Origin of the sequence: Actinomadura sp. WMMB 499 (genome assembly GCF_008824145.1) — a bacterium.
Lineage (GTDB): Bacteria > Actinomycetota > Actinomycetes > Streptosporangiales > Streptosporangiaceae > Spirillospora.
Genome location: NZ_CP044407.1, coordinates 1978985 through 1996166, shown reverse-complemented (window position 1 = coordinate 1996166; position 17182 = coordinate 1978985). Strand labels below are relative to the sequence as shown.

The window sequence follows — 17182 nt, the reverse complement described above, 5'->3', positions numbered from 1 at the left end:
TCACCGAGAAGGAGTGATCCCATGGCCGACCAGGCGACCTACACCCACGGACATCACGAGACCGTCCTGAGCGCGCACCGGTGGCGAACGGTCGAGAACTCGGCCGCGTACCTGATCGAGCATCTGCGTCCCGGCGCGTCGGTGCTGGACGTCGGCTGCGGGCCCGGATCGATCACCACGGGGCTGGCGGAGCGCGTCGCGCCGGGACGCGCCGTCGGCGTCGACGCGGCCGCGGGCGTCGTCGAGCAGGCACGGGAGGCGGCCGCGGCGGGCGGCCCGCCGAACGTCGAGTTCGCCGTCGGGGACGTTCACGACCTGCCGTTCCCCGACGGCGCCTTCGACGTCGTGCACGCCCACCAGGTGCTGCAGCACATCGCCGATCCGGTCGGCGCGCTGCGCGAGATGCGCCGCGTCGCCCGGCCCGGCGGTGTCGTCGCGGTGCGGGAGGCCGACTTCGGCGGCATGGTCTGGCACCCGAACCCGCCGGGCATGGACGCCTGGCTGCCCGTCTACTGCAAGGTGGCGCGCGGCAACGGCGGCGAGCCCGACGCGGGACGGCGGCTGGCCGCGTGGGCCCGTGCGGCGGGCTTCGCCGACGTGCGCTCGTCCGCGTCGACCTGGTGCTTCGCGACGCCGGAGGAGCGCGCCTGGTGGAGCGACTCGTGGGGTGGGCGCCTCGCGCGCTCGGCCGTCGCCGACGCCGCCGTCGCCGGCGGCCACGCCACCCGCGCGGAGCTGGACGGCGTCTACGCGGGCTGGAAGGCGTGGGCGGCGGCGGAGGACGGCTGGTTCGCCGTCCTGCACGGCGAGATCGTCTGCCGCGCCTGACCGTCCGGCCCGGGAACGCGTCCGGCGCGCAAACGCGTCCGGGCCGGGGGACGGCCTCAGAACGGGTCGGTGAGCTCGCCCAGCTTGTCCGTGAGCCGCAGGTTGTGCGAGTAGTCGACCGGGACGGTGACGACCGAGACGCCGCCGTCCGCGAGGGCCTTGCGCAGCGTGGGCAGCAGCTCGCCGGCCGACTCGACCCGGTACCCGTGGGCACCGAAGCTCTCCGCGTACTTCACGAAGTCGGGGTTGCCGAACTTGATGTGGGAGCTGCGGCCGAGCTCGAGGTCCATCTTCCACTCGATCAGCCCGTACGCGGAGTCGTCCCAGATCAGCACGGTGATCGGGATGTTCTCCCGGACGGCGGTCTCGAGCTCCTGCGAGTTCATCAAGAAGGCGCCGTCACCGGTCGCGGCGAGCACCCGCCGGTCGGGGTGGGCGAGCTTCGCGGCGATCGCGCCCGGCACCGCGAAGCCCATGGACGACAGCCCGTTCGACACCAGCAGCGTGTTCGGCTCGTACGTCGGGTACATGCGCGCCATCCACATCTTCACCGCGCCGGTGTCGGCGAGCACGATGTCCTCGCGGCCCATCGCGGCGCGGACGTCGGCGATGATGCGGCGCGGGGAGAGGGGGAACCCGTCCTCGGTGGCGCCCTCGGCGAGTTCGGCCCGCATCAGCTCGCGGATCTTCCGCCCCGTCCCGTTCACGTCGAACCGGCGGTGCGTGGCGTCGGTGAGCGCGTAGAGGGAGCGGGAGATGTCGCCCTGGATGCCGACGTCGACCGCGTAGTGGTCGTCGACCTCGGCGGGCGACGGATGGATGTGGACGATCTTCTTGTCGCCGTCCGGGTTGATCTTGACGGGGTCGAACTCCTGCAGCTCGTAGCCCACGGTGATGAGCACGTCCGCCTCGTCGAAGCCGAAGTTCACGTAGTCGTGCCGCATGAACCCGACCGCGCCGAGCGCGTTGCGGTGGTCGTCCGGGAACACGCCCTTGCCGTTGAACGTCGTCGCGACCGGCAGCCCGAGCCGCTCCGACAGGTACACCAGCGCCTCGCTCGCGCGGTGCCGGGTCGCGCCGTGCCCGGCCAGGACGATCGGTCGCCGCGCGAGCGCGAGGACGTCGGCGGCCCGCGCGATCTGCGACGGCGACGGCTCCTGCGGGCGCACGACGTTCACCGGCAGCGGCGCCAGGTCGGCCGGGACCTTCGCCGCCTCGACGTCCTCGGGGATCGCCAGGTAGACCGCGCCGGGACGCTCGGTCTGCGCGGTCTTGAACGCCTTGCGCACCATCTCCGGGAGCGCCTCGGCGTGCGGCGCCAGCTCCGCCCACTTGGTGATCGGGCGGAACAGCGACACGAGGTCGACGATCTGGTGCGACTCCTTGTAGATGCGGTCGAGCCCGACCTGCGCGGAGATCGCCACGACCGGGGTGCTGTTGGTGGTGGCGTCCGCGACGCCGAGTTGCAGGTTGATCGCGCCCGGCCCGAGCGTCGCCGACGCCACGCCCGCCTTCCCGGTGAGCCGGCCGTAGATCTCGGCCATGAACGCGGCGCCCTGCTCGTGCCGGACCAGGACGTAGCGGATCGACGAGTCGGTCAGCGCGTTGACGAAGTGGATGTTCTCCTCACCCGGTATGCCGAAGACGTACTCGACGCCCTCTGCCTCCAGGGTGCGGACGAGCAGACGGGCGGCGTCTTCCTGCGCGGACATCGTGTGTCCCTCTTCCCACGTGCGATCTTCGGGGGTTTCCTCCCGTGCAGCACGCGCGACACCGCGGTAATTCCCTGGCGAGAACGCGTTCTAGCCGTCGACGATCTCCTTGATCGCCCGCAGCGTCGGCTCGTCCTTCACCCCGGCGATGAGCAGCGTGGACACCGGGCTGTCGCGCCACAGCTGCATCCGCTCCTTGATCCGCCCGATCGGCCCGAGCAGGGAGATCGAGTCGGCGAGGTCGTCCGGGACCGCTCTGATCGCCTCCTGGCGCCGGCCGTCCAGGAACAGCTCCTGGACGCGCGCCGCCTGCTCCGCGTAGCCGAGCCGGCCGATGAGGTCGAGGTGGAAGTTGCGTTCGCGGGCGCCCATCCCGCCGATGTAGAAGGCGAGCGGGACCTTGGCGAACTCGAGCGCGGACGCCAGGTCGTCGGTGACGATCGTGGTGACGGTCGCCGCGATCTCGAAGCCGTCCGGGCGTCCGGCGAGGGACGCGCCGAAGACCGGCTCGATCTGCTCCGGGTCGACGAACAGCGGCAGCCAGCCCTGCGTCGCCTCGGCGGCCAGCGCGACGTTCTTCGGGCCCTCCGCGCCCAGGTAGACGGGGATCTCCGGGCGCACCGGGTGCACGATCGACTTCAGCGGCTTGCCGAGGCCCGCGCCGCCCGGCAGCGGCAGCGGGTAGTGCGGCCCGTCGCTGGTCACCGGCTCGTCGCGGCGCCACACCCGCCGGACGATGTCGAGGTACTCGCGGGTGCGCGCCAGCGGCTTCGGGAACGGCTGCCCGTACCAGCCCTCGACGACCTGCGGACCGGACGCGCCGAGCCCCAGGATCACCCGTCCGCCCGACAGCGCGTCGAGGGTGAGGGCGTGCATCGCGGTGGCGGCCGGGGTGCGCGCCGACATCTGCACCACGGCGGTGCCGAGCCTGATCCGGGACGTCCGCGCCGCGTACCAGGTCAGCGGGGTGAACGCGTCCGATCCGTAGGCTTCGGCGGTGAACACCGCGTCGTAGCCGAGCCGTTCGGCGGCCAGCACGGTGTCGGTCTGGTCCTCCGGCTCGCGCTGCCAGTAGCCGACGTTCAGGCCCAGCTTGAGATCGGTACCCACGATCCACCCCTTCTCCGCGTTGACGACGCAGAGCGATGGTAGAACACGTTCTATTTTTCGGGAAGGGCGGTCCGGCGTCCGGGCACGGCGAAGGGCCGCGGCCGGGGGAGGCCGCGACCCCTCGGCGCGACTCGGCTATGCCTCCCTGGCGGTGGTCAGGAGGGCCTCGAAGGCGGCGGGCGTCAGCACCAGGGCCGGGCCGCCGGGGTCCTTCGAATCGCGGACAGCGCGCAGATCGCGGGGAAGGGGGGCCACCTCGACGCACTGGTCGCCGCTCCCGCTGTGGGAGGACTTGCGCCATGCGGCCCCGGTCAGGTCGCGCTGCAGGTTGGTCACGGGCTGCTCCTTGCTGCCTCGGCTATGAGGTGCGCGGATTCCTCTGTGGACAGGGCGGCCGCCTCGATCCGATCAAAGCGGTCCCTATGTTTTGCTATTGCCTCCGCGCTCTCAAGGTAAACGTCGCCCATGGTGCCCTCTACGTAGGCGATATCGGGGTCTGCGGGGTCTGGATACGACAATATGGTGAAACGTCCGTCTAGACCCGCGTGCTCCTGCGCCGAGTACGGAAGTACCTGAATGGTGATGGTCGGGCGTTCCGCGGCGGCCACGAGCGACTCCAGTTGGCCGCGCATCACGCCGGGCCCGCCGATCTGCCGGCGCAGCACCCCCTCGTCGAAGATCACGTGCAGCTGGGGCGCGGTCTCCCGGGTGAGCAGCCCCTGCCGGTGCTTGCGGGCGGAGATGCGGCGCTCGATGTCCTCCTGGTTGGGCAGCAGGCGGCCCGCGGTGATGACGCGGCGCGCGTACTGCTCGGTCTGCAGCAGCCCGTGGATGAGCTGGGGGTCCCAGGTGCGGATGTGCGACGCCTCGTCCTCGAGCGCGACGTAGCTGCCCGCGAACACGTCCTGGTAGGCGGTCCACCAGCCGCGCTGGCCGGCCTGCCGGGCGAGGGTGATCAGCGAGTCGCGCTCGGGGCTCGGCACCCCGTACAGGTCGAGGATGTCGGCGATGTCCCCCGGCTTCGGGCGGGTCTGGCCCGTCTCGAGGCGGGAGATGGTGGCCCGCGACCAGTCGAGCCGGTCCGCGACCTCCTGCAGCGTGAGCTTCTGCTCCTCACGCAGCCGGCGGATCTCGCGGGCCAGCCGGCGGCCGCGGACGGTGGGGCGGTAAGTCATCTGGTCTCCTTCGTGGATGCCCCGGCCGCCGGGCCGGGGAGGAAGCGAAGCCTGCTGAGGAGCCGGACGGGAACAGGCGGTTCGCCGCCGGGCGAACCGCCGTGCCGGCCGCCGGGCCGGCGGTGTCGGCCTGTGGAGCCGGTGCCTGTGGAGCCGGTGTAAGACCTCAACGGGAGCCCTCCCGGACGGAGCGGTCGGCGACGAAGCAGGAACCCACGGGGCGACCCGTGGAACCCCCCCGCTTCGGGCGGGGGAGCAGGTCAAGGGAGTGGAGCCTCCTCACTCCTCGGCGGGTGCGCCACAACGAGATTGCCGCAACCCGGCACGAAGGCAGGTCGATTTCGCGAAGGCAGTTGCAAAGGTGAGAATCTCACGTAACGCTGGGTTCCGTGACTGCTCGGGGACCGAAAGTGACGAGCGACTCCGCCGCGCACCCCTGGCACGTAGTCGCGGGAGGACCCGTGAAGACATCGTCGACCCACGTTGCGGACATCCGGACGACCCCGGCGGACGCGTCCGTGAAGGCCGAAACCCATGCCGTGCCCGGACCGGCCCCGGGCGCGCAGTCCCGGCCCGTCCGCCGGCCCGCGCCGGAACCCGCGCCCGAGTCCGTGCCCGGGGCGGCGCCGGAGTCCGCGCCGGAACCCGCGCCGGAACCCGGGCACACCGCGCAGAGCATGGCGGACGCGATGTCCGACGAGCCCGGCGCCCCCGCCGGCACCCGTCCCGGCTGGGTGTGGGCGCTGCCCGGCGGGCCCGGCTGCGCGTCCCACGCGCGCCGCGTCCTGCGCGACGCCCTCGCCACGCTGGGCGTGCCCCGCGACGTGATCGGCGACGCGCAGCTGATGGTCAGCGAGCTCGCCACCAACGCCCACCAGCACGCCGGCGACCACGGCCCGCACGAGCTGTGGCTGTACTTCGGCGACGACGGCACCGGGGGCGAGGGCGCGGGCGAGGTCCGCTGCGCGGTCTTCGACGCCCTCGCCGAGACCGCGCTGCCCGGCTACTCGTGGACGTCCGGCGACTGCGGCCGCGGGCTCGGCATCGTCCGCGAACTGTCGAACGGCAGGTGGGGGATGCGCCGCACCCGGTCGCGGCTCGGGCCGTCCCTGCGGGGCAAGGCCGTGTGGTTCGCGATCCCGCGGGCGACACCGTCCTGACCGGGGCCCTTCCTGGCGCGGCACGCCGGTGTGCGATCCTTGCGGGCGACGGACGCGGAGGAACCCGGTGCGAATCCGGGGCTGTCCCGCAACTGTGACCAGGGAGTTCCCCTCGAAGGGGCCACGGCGCCGACGCCGGAAGGCCGCGGGGGAGCGTGCTCGGGGAGCCAGGAACTCCGGCCGTCGGACCGCACCGCCGTCGGGCGTGGACACCCGAGGAAGGACCGAACCCGCGATGCCCCCTGCCGCCCCCGGCTACCCCTTCTCCGCCGTCGTCGGGATGGACGATCTCAAGCTCGCGCTCCTGATCAACGCGGTGTCGCCCGGTGTCGGCGGCGTCCTCGTCCGGGGCGAGAAGGGCACCGCCAAGTCGACGATCGTCCGCGCGCTGGCCGCCCTGCTCCCGCCCGTCCGGACCGTTCCCGGCTGCCGCTTCTGCTGCGACCCGGACGCCCCCGACCCCGGCTGCCCGGACGGCCCGCACGCCGCGGACGCCGGGGCCGGCGAGCTCCCGGCCCGGCTCGTCGAACTGCCCGTGGGGGCGTCGGAGGACCGCCTCACCGGCTCCCTCGACATCGAACGCGCGCTGACCGAGGGCGTCACCGCCTTCGAGCCCGGCCTGCTCGCCGCCGCGCACCGCGGCGTCCTGTACGTCGACGAGGTCAACCTCCTGCACGACCACCTCGTCGACCTCCTGCTGGACGCCGCCGCGATGGGCGAGTCGCACGTGGAGCGGGAGGGCGTCTCGGTGCGGCACGCCGCCCGGTTCCTCCTCGTCGGCACGATGAATCCCGAAGAGGGGGAGCTGCGCCCGCAGCTCCTCGACCGGTTCGGCCTCACCGTCGAGGTCGCCGCGACCCGCGACCCCGCCGAACGCGCCGAAGTCGTCCGCCGGCGGCTCCGCTTCGAGGACGCGCCCGGCCCGTTCGCCGCCGGCTGGGCCGACGCCGAAGCCGATCTCGCCGCCCGCATCGCCGCCGCCCGCGACCGCCTGCCCGACGTCGAGCTCACCGACGCCGCGCTCCGCCAGATCACCGCCGTCTGCGCGTCCTTCGAGGTCGACGGCCTGCGCGCCGACCTCGTCACCGCGCGCGCCGCGATCGCGCTGGCCGCCTGGCACGACCGCCGGTCCGTCACCGCCGACGACGTCCGCACCGCCGCGCGCCTCGCCCTCCCGCACCGCCGCCGCCGCGACCCGTTCGACGCCCCCGGACTCGACGCCGACAAGCTGGACCGGATCCTCGACGACCACGCCGACCCCGACGCCGACCCCGAAGCCGACCCCGAACCGCCGGAGGGCGGCCCGGACGCCTCCGGTGGAGCGGACGGTCTCGACGGCCCGCCGCCCGGCGGCCCGGAGGACCCCGACCGTCCGGACGGGCCCGACGACGACGGCCCCGGCGGCGGGGGCCTGCCGGACGGGGTCCCCCCGGACCCGTCCGGGGAGCCCGCGGGGGCGAACGGCTCCGAGTCGCCGGTGCCCGAGCCGTCCGGCGAGGGCCGGTCGGCGGAGAGCGAGCCCGCACCGGCCGACGCCGCCTACAAGCCGCGCCTGTTCACCGTTCCCGGTATCGGCGCCGGTGCGCCGGGACGCCGCTCCAAGGCGCGCAGCCCGTACGGGCGGGTCTCGGGTGCGCGGCCGGGCGCGCGCGGGCTGCACTTGACGGCGACGCTGCGCGCGGCGGCGCCGCACCAGAGCGCGCGCGGCCGTGACGGTACGGGCCTGGTCGTCAGGTCAAGCGATCTACGCGAGACGGTCCGGGACGGGCGCGAGGGCAACCTGGTCCTGTTCGTCGTCGACGCGAGCGGCTCGATGGCCGCGCGCGCCCGCATGCGCGCCGTGAAGGGCGCCGTCCTGAGCCTTCTCCTGGACGCCTACCAGCGCCGCGACAAGATCGGCCTGATCACGTTCCGCGGCACGGACGCCGACCTCGCACTCCCGCCGACCTCGTCGGTGGAGGCCGGGGCGCGCCGCCTCGAACGCCTCCCCACCGGCGGCCGGACCCCGCTCGCGGCCGGGCTGCTGCGCGCGGCGGACGTCCTGCGCGTGGAGCGGCTCCGCGATCCGGCCCGCCGCCCGCTCCTGGTCGTGGTCACCGACGGCCGCGCCACCCACGGCCCCGACCCGGCCGCCGCGGCCGCGCACCTGTCGGGCGTCGCCTCGGTGGTCGTCGACTGCGAGTCCGGCCCCGTCCGGCTGGGCCTGGCCGCCTCCCTCGGCGCCCGCCTCGGCGCCGAGGTCGTCCGCCTTCACGACCTCGCCGCCGACTCCCTCGCCGGCCTGGTCCGCGCCACCCGCCCCGCCGCGTGACGGCCGCGTCCCGCGCCGTCCTCCCCGAGCGGCGGGACGGCCGGTGGCGCGACCGCGGGCCGGTGGGGCCGGTCCGTCGGCGCGACGGCGGCAGCAGCGCGGCGCGGCTGGCGTGGCCGACCCCGGGCCGCTATCGCTTGGGCAGCGCGACGGCGTCCGGTTGCGTTGGCTCGTCGCCCCGAGCGGGGCGGCTCGTGCCTGTGGTCGGCATTGCGGCGCGGGGGCCGGTCACGCCGTGCGGGCGGTTGCTCGGCGCGCGGCGGCGGTCCGGTGGACGTCGGGTCTGCGTGCGGTGGACGGGGCCGGTCGGGCCGGATCGCCGATGTGCTGGGCGCGAAAGGTTGATGACGTGGAAAGGGGACGAGGATGCCGCAAGGGAAACCGGAGTATGTCCCGGAGGACGGGCTGACGACGAAACAGCGGCGCAACCAGCCGCTGGTGATGGTGCACACGGGGCCGGGCAAGGGCAAGTCGACGGCGGCGTTCGGGCTGGCGTTGCGGGCGTGGAACCAGGGGTGGCCCATCGGGGTGTTCCAGTTCGTCAAGTCGGCCAAGTGGCGCATCGGGGAGGAGAACGCGCTGCTCGCGCTCGGGCGGCTGCACGGGGAGACCGGGGAGGGCGGACCGGTCGCGTGGCACAAGATGGGCGAGGGGTGGTCGTGGATCCAGCGGCCCGGCACCGAGGAAGACCACGCGGCGGACGCCCGTGAGGGCTGGGAGCAGATCAAGCGGGATCTGCGGGCGGAGACGTACCGCCTTTACGTTCTGGACGAGTTCACCTACCCGATGAAATGGGGATGGGTGGATGTCGACGACGTCGTGGCGACGCTCCGCGACCGGCCCGGCAACCAGCACGTGGTGATCACCGGGCGGGACGCCGACGTGCGGCTGGTCGAGTTCGCCGATCTGGTGACGGAGATGGGCAAGGTACGGCACCCGATGGACCGCGGGCAGAAGGGGCAGAAGGGCATCGAGTGGTGAACGTTCCGCGGCTGGTGATCGCGGCGCCGGCGTCCGGGAGCGGCAAGACCACCGTGGCGACCGGGCTGATGGCGGCGTTCGCGGCCCGGGGCGCGGCGGTCTCGCCGCACAAGGTGGGGCCCGACTACATCGATCCCGGCTACCACGCGCTGGCCACCGGACGGCCCGGGCGGAACCTGGATCCGTGGCTCACCGGGGAGGACCGGGTCGTCCCGCTGTTCCTGCACGGGGCGGCGGACGCCGACATCGCCGACATCGCGGTCGTCGAGGGGGTCATGGGCCTGTTCGACGGGCGCACGGGCGGCGGCGACTTCGGCGGTGGGGACTTCGCGTCGACCGCGCACGTGGCGACGCTGCTGGACGCACCCGTGGTGCTCGTCGTGGACGCCGCGGCCGCGGCCGGACGGTCCGTGGCGGCGATCGTGCACGGGTTCCGGTCGTTCGGGTCGGTGCGGGTCGGGGGCGTGATCCTCAACCGGCTCGGCTCGGACGCGCACGAGTCGATGTGCCGGGACGCGCTCGGCGACCTGGGCGTGCCGGTGCTCGGGGCCCTGCGGCGGCACGCGGACGCGGCGACGCCGTCGCGGCACCTGGGGCTGATCCCGGCGGCGGAGCGGGACGCGGACGCGGTCGCGAGCGTGCGGCGGCTCGGCGAGCTGGTCGCGGCGTCCTGCGACCTGGACGCGCTGGCGGCGCTGGCGCGGTCGGCCCCGCCGATCGCGGCCGGGGCGTGGGATCCGGCGGCGGCGGTCGAGGTCCGGACCGGGGCGGGACGGCCGCGGGTCGCGGTGGCCGGGGGAGCGGCGTTCACGTTCGGGTACGCGGAGAACGAGGAGCTGCTGGCGGCGGCGGGCGCGGAGGTCGTCCGGTTCGACCCGCTGCGGGACGAGGCGCTGCCCGCCGGCACGCGCGGGGTGGTCGTCGGCGGCGGGTTCCCCGAGGTGTACGCGGCGGAGCTGGCCGCGAACGAGCGGCTGCGCGCGGAGCTGGCGGCGTTCGCCGGGGCGGGGCGGCCCGTGTACGCGGAGTGCGCGGGGCTCCTTTACCTGGCGCAGGAGCTGGACGGTGCGCCGATGTGCGGCGTCCTGGACGGTGTCAAAGCGACGATGGCTCCGCGCCTGACGCTGGGCTATCGTGCCGCGGTGGCGGTGGCCGACTCCGTCGTCGCCCGGACGGGCGAACGGGTGCGCGGCCACGAGTTCCACCGCACGGTGACGGACCCCGCGCACGGGGACACGGCCGCCTGGCAGTGGTCCACGTCCGGCCCGGCGGGGTTCGTGCAGGGCGACTGTGTCGCGTCCTACCTCCATCTGCACTGGGCCGGATCGCCCTGGTTCGCGAGCAGAATGGTCCACGCCTGCGGTAGGGAGCACGGTTGAACGCCTTCGAGGGAAATGTGCGCCTGGAGGGGGAACGGACCGTCCTGCGCCCGTTCGGCCTGGACGACGCGGCGAGCCTGATCGAGGTGATCCGCGCGCGGGAGGACTGGCTTCCCCCCAACTTCCCCTCGGAGCTCAACGCGGAGTCGATCGCGTGGTTCCTGCGGGAGGGCATCCAGAAGGTCCAGCAGTACGGCCTCGGGATCCATCTCGCGGTGACCGGCGGCGACGGCGCGCTCCTCGGGACGATCGGGCTGTTCAAGGTCGACTGGACGCAGGGCACCTGCGAGGTCGGATACGGGATGCGCCCCGGCGCGCGCGGGAACGGGTACGCGACCGAGGCCCTTCGCCTGGTGTCGGACTGGGCGCTGCGCGACTGCGGCCTGTACCGGGTGGAGTTGCGCGCGCTGACGAGCAACGCGCCGTCCATCCGGGTGGCGGAGAAGGCCCGGTTCTGGCGGGAGGGACGCTCGCGCGGCGCGGAGCGTGACGCCGCGGGCGTCAACCAGGACATGTTCGTGTTCAGCCGCATCGCGCCCGACGTGCGGGACGCGCCGGACGGACGGCCCGCGCGCCTCGTGCCCGTGGACGTGGGGCCGGGCGATCCCGAACTGGTCACCGTCCGGGCCTTGCGGCTGCTGCACGAGGCCGACGCGGTGCTCGTCGCGGACGCGCCCGAGGCGCCCGTGCGCGCGCACACGACCCGGATCCGGCGGGTGGAGGGCGACCCCGCCGCCGCCGTGCTCGCGGCCCTGGACGAGGGCGCCCGGACGGTCGCGTTCGCGCTCGGCGACCCCGCGCCCTTCGAGGACGCGGTGAAGGGGGTCGCGGCGGCGCGGCCCGGCGTGGTGGTCGATGCGCCGGTCCCCGGCGCGGCGCGCCCGCCCGCGGACCCGTCCTCCGCGAGGCTCGTCGCCCACGACCGGGAGGGACGGGCATGATCGACGAGACGCTGGTGATGTACGGGGGCGGCGCCGAGGGCGCGGCCCGGCGGATGCTGCCGAAGCTGCCGGACGGCTGCTTCGCGCCGGTCGACCTGGACGCGCTGGGGGAGGCCGCCGGGCGCGGGCTGCGGCAGGTCGTCCTCGTCGCTGGGCTGGCCGACCAGGCCGCGATCGTCGGCCCGGTGCTGGGGGAGATCACCGCCGACATGGCGGGCGACGCCGACGGCGGGGCCGCGCTGGCGGCCGAGGTCGCCGCCGCCGACCCGGGCCGCGCCTACGCGCTGTGGGAGGCCGCCGGACGGCTCGGGCCGTGCGGCCGCGAGCTGTGCCGCCGGACGGCGGAGGAGTTGGAGCGCCGGGCGGCGTCTGTCGCGGCCCAGGTGGTGCTGCTGGACGCCGCCGGGGAGCGCATGGTCGGCATGTTCGGGCGCATGGCGCGGTAGGCGCGGTGGGCATGGACGTAGGCGTGGATGTGGGCGTGGATGTGGGCGTGGGCTTGGACGGATCCCTCGTGGTTCGCGCGTGCGCGCGTGCCGGTCTGCCTTGGGAGGACGCGCTGATCGTGTCGGCGCACGAGCTGCGGCGGGCGGTGAATGCGTGCCGCGCCCACCCGAAGGTCGCGGTGCTCACCGTTCCTGGGGCGGGACCGGCGGAACTGGCGCGCGCGCTGTTCCCGCAGACCCCGCGTTCGTTCGTCGTCTGCGAGGACCTCGGCGGGCCGGACGAGCGCGTCGTCCGCGTCCGTCCGGCCGAGGCGACGACGCGCCCCTGGAACGCCCCGCAGGTCGTGCTCGTCCTCGACGAGCGCCGCCCGCCGGACCCGCCGGGCTGGATCGCGCGCCCGCCCGGCCCGGACGGCTGGGCGCTGGACGACTTCGCCGGTGCGGCCCTCGCTCCGCAGGCCAGGGCGTTCGTCCTCGCCGGGCTCGGCCCCCGGACGGGCGACCTGGTGTGGGACATCGGGTCGGGCGACGGCTCGATCGCGGCCGACTGCGCCCGCTTCGGCGCGGCGGCGGTCGCCGTCGGGCCCGACGCGCCGTCCTGCGAGCTGATCCGGGCGGCCGTCCGCGCCCGCCGCGTGCGGGTCGCGGTGTCGCGCGGCACGCTGCCGTCCGTCCTCGACCACCTCCCGGACCCGGACGCGGTCTTCCTCGGCGCGGCGGAGGCCGCCTCCGCCCGCGCCTGCGCCGCGCGGGCGCTGCACCGCCTCGTCGCGACGGCGGACGAGGAGCGCGTCCCGGAGCTGCTGGACGTCCTGGACGAAGCGGGCTTCCGTGCCGAGGCGGCGACGCTGCACGCCTCACCCCGGCCCGCGCGTCCGTCCGTCGCCGTGGTCTGGGCGCGCCGCGCGGTCCCGGAGCCGTCCCCGCTCCCGGCGGAACGCGCCCGTCCGGTCGAGCGGACACCGCCGCTGTGACGGGCGATGCAGGGACGGGCGATGCAGGGACGGGTGATGCTGGGACGGGTGATGCTGTGACGCGCGCCGCCGTGCCCGTCGCGGTGATCGGGGCCGGAGCGTCGACGCGGGCCGGAGCGGCCGAGGTCGGCGCCCTGCTGGACGCCGTCCTGCGGGAGGCCGGTGTGCGTGCGGGCGCCGTCTGGTGCGTCGCGACCGCCGACGGGCGGGGCGGCGAGCCCGCCGTCCGCGCGGCCGCCCGGGACCGGGGGCTCCCGCTGGTCGCCTACCCTGTGCCGGTGCTGGCGCGGATCGAGGTGCCGCACCCGTCCGATGCCGTGCGGTCGCGGACGGGCACCGCGAGCGTCGCCGAGGCCGCCGCCCTGCACGCCGTCCGCGCGTTCGGCGGCGCGCCCGCCCGCCTCGCCGTCCCCAAGCGCGCGTCCGGGTACGCCACGGCGGCCCTCGCGACGGGCGCCGTCGAGGGGGATGCCGAGCAGGATGAAGGCGACACATTCCGGCATAACGGTGCGGAAGGCGTGAAACCCTGGTATCTCCTCCCGGAGCGGGACGCGCCCGGGGACGGCGACAGCGAGGATTGCCCGTGACCCAGCAGGAGGCTCCTGTGAGCGTACGCCAGCCGCATCCGGTGGAGATCAGGTCGTATGAGATCCTGCGGTCCCGCGTCGACCTGTCGCCGATGCCGCCGCTGTGGCGGGCCGTGGCCGAGCGGATCATCCACGCCACCGCCGACCTCGAGTACGCCGTCGACCTGGTGACCAGGGAGGAGTCCCTCGAGCAGGGCTGGGCGGCGCTGCGGGCGGGCGCGCCGATCGTGACCGACGAGTACATGGTCGCGGCCGGGATCACCGCGCGGGAGACCGTCTGCCACGCCGCCGACCCGGCCGTCGGGCGGATGGCGCGGGCCGCCGGCATCACCCGGCCGGCCGCCGCGGTCCGGCTCGCCTACTCCGACGTCGGCCCCGGCGCGGTGTGGGTCGTCGGGTCGGCACCCGAGTCGATCTTCGAGATCATCGACCGCCGGGTCGGCCCGGCGCTGGTCATCGGCGTGCCGGTGGGGTTCGTCGGTGCCGCCGAGGCCAAGGAGGCGCTGCGCGCCAGCGGGCTGCCGCAGCTCAGCAACGTGTCGGAGAAGGGCGGATCCGCGGTCGCCGCCGCGGCCGTCAACGCCCTCCTGTACCAGGAGGAAGCGCGATGACCGCGGACATGACGGCCCGCGACGCCGACCGGCGCCACCACGGGCGCCGGGACGGGCGCGACGTCGACCTGCGCCACCACGGGGACGCCGAGGTCGGGGACGGCCTCGCCGACTTCGCCGTGAACGTGCGGACCGGCATGCCGCCCGCCTGGCTCGCCGAGCGGATCCGGGCGTCGATCGGCGACCTGGCCGCCTACCCCGACCAGCGGGCGGCGCGCCGCGCGGTGGCCCGGCGGCACGGCCGGTCGGTGGACGAGGTGCTGCTGACGGCGGGCGCCGCGGAGGCGTTCGTGCTGCTCGCGCGGGTGCTGGCACCGCGCCGGGCCGCGGTGGTGCACCCCCAGTTCACCGAGCCGGAGGCCGCGCTGCGGGCGGCCGGGCACGACGTCGAGCGCGTCCTGCTCGGCGCCGACTTCACGCTCGACCCCGCGGCGGTGCCGGACGGCGCCGACCTCGTCGTGATCGGGAACCCGACGAACCCGACGTCGGTGCTGCACCCGGCGTCGGCCGTCGCGGCGCTCGCCCGTCCCGGCCGGACGGTCGTGGTGGACGAGGCGTTCATGGACTGCGTGCCCGGCGAGCCCGAGACGCTTGCCGCGCGGCTGCCCGCCGGGGTCGTGGTGATCCGGTCGCTCACCAAGACGTGGGGCCTGGCCGGGCTCCGCGCCGGCTACGTGCTGGCCTCGCCCGGCCTCGTCGCCCGGCTGGCGGAGGCGCAGCCGCTGTGGGCGGTGTCCACGCCCGCGCTCGTCGCCGTCGAGGAGTGCTCCGCGCCCGATGCCGTCGCGGAGGCAGAGAAGTGGGCCGTCGAGCTGGGGGCCGAACGAGACCGCTTGGCCGCGGAACTGACCGGGCGGGGCCTGTACGTGGTTCCCGGCGCGCGCGCGTCCTTCCTTTGCATCCGCATCCCGGACGCACTCGGCATCAGGGCCCTGCTGCGGCAGCGGGGCTACGCGGTCAGGCGCGGCGACACGTTCCCCGGGCTCGGCCCCGACTGGCTCCGCATCGCCGTGCGCGACCGCGCGTCCAACGAGGCACTCCTGGAGGTCATGGGTGAGCTCGGTATCTGACCTTCCCGGACGGAACGACCCCGGACGGAACGATCCCGGACGGGACGACCCCGGACAGGACGGGCGCGCGCACGCGTTCGCGTGCGACGAACGTCAAGCCGTCTACCGGGCCATCGCCGAACGGCGCGACGTCCGGGACGGCTTCCTGCCCGACCCCGTCGACCATGACGTCCTCACACGCGTCCTGGAAGCCGCGCACCGCGCACCGTCCGTCGGCCTGACCCAGCCGTGGGACTTCCTGATCATCCGCGACCCCGCCAAGCGCGAACGCATCCGCGCCCTGGCCGAACGTCAGCGCGACGGGTACGCCGCCACGCTGCCGCCCGCGCGCGCCGCCCGCTTCGACGGACTCAAGGTCGAGGCCATCCGCGAGGCGCCGGTGAACATCGCCGTCACCTGCGACCCCACGCGCGGCGGCCGCAACCCCCTCGGCCGCCACGCCCAGCCGCGCACCGCCCACTACTCGGCGGCGTGCGCGGTGGAGAACCTGTGGCTGGCCGCCCGCGCCGAAGGGCTCGCAGCCGGCTGGGTCAGCTTCTTCGACGAGCGCGAACTGGCCGCCGAGCTGGGCCTGCCCGCCGACGTGGAGATCGTCGCCTACCTGTGCGTCGGGCACGTGACCGGGTTCCCGGCCGCGCCCGTCCTCGACCTGACCGGGTGGGCGCGCCGCCGGCCCCTCGCCTGGGCCGTCCACGAGGAGGAGTACGGGCGGCGCGCGCTGCCCGGGAAGGACGCCGTGCACATGATCGAGCAGACGGTCGCCGCCGTCGCGCCGCCGGACGCGGCCGCGATCCGCGACGCCCGCGAGCACCAGGCCCGCCTCACCAAGCCGCCGGGGTCCCTCGGCGTGCTGGAGGAGGTGTCGGTCCGGCTGGCCGGGCTCGCCGGACACTGCCCGCCGCCGCTGCCCGAACCCGCCGCCGTCGCGGTGTTCGCCGCCGACCACGGCGTCCACGCGCAGGGCGTGACCCCCTGGCCGCAGGAGGTCACGGCGCAGATGGTCGCGAACTTCCTGGCGGGCGGCGCGGTCGTCAACGCCTTCGCCGGGCAGGTCGGCGCCGAGGTCAGCGTCGTGGACGTCGGCGTCGCCGCCGACCTGGACGCCGCCCCCGGCCTGCTCCGCCGCAAGATCGCCCACGGCACCGCCGACATGACCCGGGGCCCCGCGATGACCGACGACCAGGTGCGCCGCGCCGTCGAGACCGGCATCGAGGTGGCCCGCGAGCTGGTGTCGGCGGGCGCCCGCTGCCTGGTCACCGGCGACATGGGCATCGCGAACACCACCGCGTCCGCCGCGCTGATCGCCGCGTTCACCGGCCTGCCGCCCGAGCGCGTCACCGGCCGCGGGACCGGCGTCGACGACGCCACGCACGCCCGCAAGGTCGGGATCGTCCGCGCGGCGCTCGTCCGGCACGGTCTCGTGGACGGCGCCCGTCCCCGGGACCCGCTGGACGTCCTGGCCGCCGTGGGCGGCCTCGAGCACGCCGCACTCGCCGGATTCGTCCTCGGCGCCGCCGCCCTGCGCGTCCCCGTCGTGCTGGACGGCGTGATCGCCGGCGCCGCCGCCCTCGCCGCCGCCGCGCTGTGCCCGGACGCCCTGCACGCCTGCGTCGCCGGCCACCGCTCCGCCGAGGCCGGGCACGCCGCCGCGATCGAGCACCTCGGGCTCCGTCCCCTGGTGGACCTGGAGCTGCGGCTCGGCGAGGGAACCGGCGCGCTGCTCGCGCTGCCGCTCGTCCAGGGAGCGGTCCGGGTGCTGCACGAGGTCGCCACGTTCGATTCGGCGGGCGTCAGCGGGAAGGACGCGGCACCGTAACGTCCCGATCACGGGCCGAGTCACGCTCGGCTATCGACTCGCGGGAGCCCCTCTCCATGGACTCGCCAACCCGAGTAACGT

16 protein-coding genes and 1 riboswitch are annotated in these 17182 nt (G+C 75.2%); of the genes, 12 read left to right on the top strand and 4 right to left on the bottom strand.

What is annotated here, in order from left to right; all coding sequences use genetic code 11:
- Window positions 1-21: 21 nt before the first annotated feature.
- A complete protein-coding gene (locus tag F7P10_RS08735) occupies window positions 22-828 on the top strand; it encodes a methyltransferase domain-containing protein (protein WP_151008889.1) in 807 nt (268 codons plus the stop codon).
- A gap of 56 nt (window positions 829-884) precedes the next feature.
- Here F7P10_RS08735 and F7P10_RS08730 read toward each other — a convergent pair whose 3' ends face one another.
- The 4 genes from F7P10_RS08730 to F7P10_RS08715 all read right to left on the bottom strand — a co-directional run bounded on the left by F7P10_RS08730 (window position 885) and on the right by F7P10_RS08715 (window position 4825).
- Entirely contained in the window at window positions 885-2540 is a 1656-nt protein-coding gene (locus tag F7P10_RS08730; protein ID WP_151008888.1) for an acetolactate synthase large subunit, read from the bottom strand.
- Window positions 2541-2630: 90 nt separating this feature from the next.
- Complete coding sequence (locus tag F7P10_RS08725) at window positions 2631-3650, bottom strand: LLM class F420-dependent oxidoreductase (protein WP_151008887.1); 1020 nt, start codon at window positions 3648-3650, stop codon at window positions 2631-2633.
- A gap of 135 nt (window positions 3651-3785) precedes the next feature.
- Entirely contained in the window at window positions 3786-3986 is a 201-nt protein-coding gene (locus F7P10_RS08720; RefSeq protein WP_151008886.1) for a DUF397 domain-containing protein, read from the bottom strand.
- Window positions 3983-4825, bottom strand: a complete 843-nt coding sequence (locus F7P10_RS08715) for a helix-turn-helix transcriptional regulator (RefSeq protein ID WP_151008885.1) — start codon at window positions 4823-4825, stop codon at window positions 3983-3985. The genes F7P10_RS08720 and F7P10_RS08715 overlap by 4 nt, the downstream gene beginning before the upstream one ends.
- Before the next feature lie 461 nt (window positions 4826-5286).
- On the opposite strand from F7P10_RS08715, the gene F7P10_RS08705 reads away from it, so the two are divergent.
- The 11 genes from F7P10_RS08705 (at window position 5287) to cobT (ending at window position 17101) form a co-directional block, all read left to right on the top strand.
- A complete protein-coding gene (locus F7P10_RS08705) occupies window positions 5287-5985 on the top strand; it encodes an ATP-binding protein (protein WP_151008883.1) in 699 nt (232 codons plus the stop codon).
- 57 nt (window positions 5986-6042) lie between these two features.
- A riboswitch (cobalamin riboswitch) is annotated at window positions 6043-6162 on the top strand.
- 58 nt (window positions 6163-6220) lie between these two features.
- A complete protein-coding gene (locus F7P10_RS08700; RefSeq protein ID WP_151008882.1) occupies window positions 6221-8296 on the top strand; it encodes a putative cobaltochelatase in 2076 nt (691 codons plus the stop codon).
- A gap of 366 nt (window positions 8297-8662) precedes the next feature.
- Window positions 8663-9277, top strand: coding sequence for a cob(I)yrinic acid a,c-diamide adenosyltransferase (cobO, locus tag F7P10_RS08695; protein WP_151008881.1), 615 nt, complete (start codon window positions 8663-8665; stop codon window positions 9275-9277).
- Complete coding sequence (locus F7P10_RS08690; protein ID WP_254716497.1) at window positions 9271-10656, top strand: cobyrinate a,c-diamide synthase; 1386 nt, start codon at window positions 9271-9273, stop codon at window positions 10654-10656. The genes cobO and F7P10_RS08690 overlap by 7 nt, the downstream gene beginning before the upstream one ends.
- Window positions 10653-11597, top strand: a complete 945-nt coding sequence (locus F7P10_RS44100) for a GNAT family N-acetyltransferase (RefSeq protein WP_151008880.1) — start codon at window positions 10653-10655, stop codon at window positions 11595-11597. The genes F7P10_RS08690 and F7P10_RS44100 overlap by 4 nt, the downstream gene beginning before the upstream one ends.
- The gene (locus F7P10_RS08680) at window positions 11594-12043 is read left to right on the top strand and encodes a hypothetical protein (protein ID WP_151008879.1); all 450 of its coding nucleotides are present in this window, start codon (window positions 11594-11596) and stop codon (window positions 12041-12043) included. Before F7P10_RS44100 ends, F7P10_RS08680 begins: the two co-directional genes overlap by 4 nt.
- 47 nt (window positions 12044-12090) lie before the next feature.
- Complete coding sequence (locus tag F7P10_RS08675) at window positions 12091-13017, top strand: hypothetical protein (protein WP_254716496.1); 927 nt, start codon at window positions 12091-12093, stop codon at window positions 13015-13017.
- Between the two features lie 56 nt (window positions 13018-13073).
- Window positions 13074-13604, top strand: a complete 531-nt coding sequence (locus F7P10_RS42115; RefSeq protein ID WP_176611360.1) for a cobalamin biosynthesis protein — start codon at window positions 13074-13076, stop codon at window positions 13602-13604.
- Window positions 13605-13621: 17 nt separating this feature from the next.
- Window positions 13622-14215: a precorrin-8X methylmutase gene (locus F7P10_RS08665; protein WP_151008876.1), complete on the top strand. Its 594-nt coding sequence runs from the start codon at window positions 13622-13624 to the stop codon at window positions 14213-14215.
- Window positions 14216-14223: 8 nt separating this feature from the next.
- Entirely contained in the window at window positions 14224-15285 is a 1062-nt protein-coding gene (gene cobC, locus F7P10_RS08660) for an Rv2231c family pyridoxal phosphate-dependent protein CobC (RefSeq protein WP_151017915.1), read from the top strand.
- Entirely contained in the window at window positions 15269-17101 is a 1833-nt protein-coding gene (gene cobT, locus F7P10_RS08655; protein ID WP_151008875.1) for a nicotinate-nucleotide--dimethylbenzimidazole phosphoribosyltransferase, read from the top strand. The genes cobC and cobT overlap by 17 nt, the downstream gene beginning before the upstream one ends.
- Window positions 17102-17182 lie beyond the last annotated feature (81 nt).